Consider the following 2,708-nt stretch of genomic DNA (forward strand, 5'->3'; position numbering starts at 1 on the left):
ATGTCATGCCTGACTCAAACTTCTGTGGACTTGAACTGCTCGACACCCCGGTACTGGTGGTCGAGCACGACAGCGATATCGTCTATGCCAATCCGCCCTGTGAGAGCCTGTTCGGCGTAGGGCAGCGCGAACTGACGCGACATAGCCTGTTCGACCTGCTACACGATCCACGCTCCATGCGCCATGCGCTACAAAGCGCACTCAAGCACCAAGCCAGCTTTATAGAGCATGACCTAGCGCTACTATTACGCAACGAGCAATCGTTGCATATCGGTTTGACCATTACCCCTATCGATACTGAAGGCCGTAGGGCTCTGGTTGAACTACGCCCTATCGATCAGCAAAAAAAAATTGCCAACGAAGAGCGCCTGCTACTGCAACAACATGCCAACCGAGAGTTAATCCGCAACCTTGCTCACGAAATCAAGAATCCTCTGGGCGGTATTCGTGGCGCCGCACAACTATTGGAACATGAGCTTGCCGACCGGCCAGAGCTTCTGGAGTACACCGGTGTAATTCGCGAAGAAGCTCTGCGCCTACAGTCCCTAGTCGACCGCATGCTGCTCCCTCACAAGCGTCATATCGCTAGTGAAATCAATATCCACGAGGTTCTTGAGCGGGTACGCAGTATCGTTCTGGCTGAATTTCACCCCAGCCTGACCATCCGGCGCGATTACGATATCAGCCTGCCGACCCTGATCGCAGACAAGACCCAGTTGATACAGATCGTACTCAATATCGTCCGTAATGCGGCACAGGCACTCAAAGGCCAAGGCGAGATCATCCTAAAAACGCGCATCAGCCGCCAGGTCACCCTGGCACGCAGACGCTACAACTTGGCACTAGCACTGCAGATCATCGATAACGGTCCGGGCATCCCAGAGGAAATACGCGACCACGTATTTTACCCTCTGGTCACAGGCAGGGCAGAGGGGACAGGACTGGGACTAACCTTGGCACAGACTTTCGTGCACCAGCATGGAGGTACCATAACATTCGACTCGAGACCGGGACATACCTGTTTCACCGTAGCCATACCTTTTGGCTCCGAATACGATGCAGCAGAAAATAATGGAAAAAGGAGCCTTAATGGATAAGCCGGTATGGATCATAGATGATGACAAAGCCATTCGTTGGGTACTGGAAAAAGCACTGACTCGAGTCGATATTGGCTTTCGGAGTTTTACCAATGCCGATGATGCACTCAATGCGTTGTATGACAGCGTGCCACAGGCCATTATCAGTGATATACGTATGCCGGGTACGGATGGCCTCAAATTTCTAGCCAAACTCAAAGCCGAGCACCCTCAGCTACCTGTCATCATCATGACTGCACATTCGGATCTGGATTCCGCAGTCGCAGCCTTTCAAGGTGGTGCCTTTGAATATCTGCCCAAGCCTTTCGACATTGATCAAGCCGTACAACTGATAGAACGGGCATTGGCAGATAACCGTATCGAGGGCGGGCTCATTCATCCGCATAACGAACTGCCCGCATTATTAGGACAAGCGCCAGCAATGCAGGACGTCTTCCGCGCCATTGGACGATTATCACAGTCCAATGTCACGGTGCTGATTACAGGAGAATCCGGCACAGGCAAAGAGCGCGTAGCAGAAGCACTACATCGCCACTCAATACGCAGCAGCAAACCATTTATCGCCATTAACACCGCAGCCATACCGCGAGACTTACTAGAATCGGAACTGTTTGGCCACGAAAAGGGCGCATTTACGGGTGCACTGTCCACCCGGCGTGGTCGCTTTGAAGAAGCCGAAGCCGGCACCCTGTTTCTGGACGAAATCGGGGACATGCCAACCGAAATGCAGACACGCCTGCTGCGCGTATTGTCCGATGGCCATTTCTACCGTGTAGGCGGACATACACCAATCAAGGCCAATGTACGCGTGATTGCCGCCACCCATCAAAATCTGGAGGAGCGGGTACGCCTAGGACAATTCCGCGAAGACCTGTACCACCGCCTTAACGTCATCCGCCTACGCCTACCAGCACTACGCGAGCGCAGTGAAGACATTCCATTACTGGTACGCCATTTCCTTGCCAAAAGTGCACTCAGCCTAGGCGTCGAAAGCAAGCGCCTGACCGATACAGCGATGGAAATCATTACCCATGCACCATTTATGGGCAATGTCCGTGAGCTTGAAAACCTGTGCCAATGGATTACGGTGATGGCTCCTGGGCAAACAGTCGATATCTGCGACCTTCCTCCCGAACTGCGCAATCTCTTGGCGCTAGAGCACGCTCCTGACAATAGTACCCAATCAATATCCGGGAAATCTACTGACTGGACAATTGAGCTATCGGAAGAAGTCATCCGCAGGCTTAAAGCTGGAGAAACCGGCATCATTGATGAACTGACTCACCGCTTTGAAGAAAGCTGTATCCGCGCAGGTCTTGCATGTACTGGAGGGCGAAAAGTTGAGGCTGCTCAAATTTTGGGATGGGGTCGCAACACCTTGACCCGCAAAATTCAGGAACTGGGTTTGGAGTAAGCCTTGAGATTTAAGAGGGCGCATAGCGCTCACTTAAATCTCACCAACGATAACGATTCCAAACGCAAAACCCCCCAACCATTGCTGGTTGGGGGGTTTCTAATGGGGCGTCTGGCGGTGTCCTACTTTCACATGGCGAATGCCACACTATCATCGGCGCTAAGGTGTTTCACGGTCCTGTTCGGGATGGGAAGGCG

2 protein-coding genes and 1 rRNA gene are annotated in these 2,708 nt (G+C 52.6%); 2 read left to right on the top strand and 1 reads right to left on the bottom strand.

Going from position 1 to position 2,708, the window contains the following annotated elements:
• The coding region (glnL, locus tag ACRC1E_RS12960) for a nitrogen regulation protein NR(II) (RefSeq protein ID WP_438515506.1) at positions 1–1,097 on the top strand (1,097 nt) is incomplete at its 5' end.
• The gene (gene ntrC, locus ACRC1E_RS12965) at positions 1,090–2,511 is read left to right on the top strand and encodes a nitrogen regulation protein NR(I) (RefSeq protein ID WP_438515507.1); all 1,422 of its coding nucleotides are present in this window, start codon (positions 1,090–1,092) and stop codon (positions 2,509–2,511) included. The genes glnL and ntrC, both read left to right, overlap by 8 nt.
• 109 nt (positions 2,512–2,620) lie before the next feature.
• On the opposite strand, the gene rrf is transcribed toward ntrC, so the two are convergent.
• A 5S ribosomal RNA gene (gene rrf / locus ACRC1E_RS12970) occupies positions 2,621–2,708 on the bottom strand; the annotation flags it as partial.

Source organism: Craterilacuibacter sp., from assembly GCF_051659485.1.
Taxonomy (GTDB): domain Bacteria; phylum Pseudomonadota; class Gammaproteobacteria; order Burkholderiales; family Chromobacteriaceae; genus Craterilacuibacter.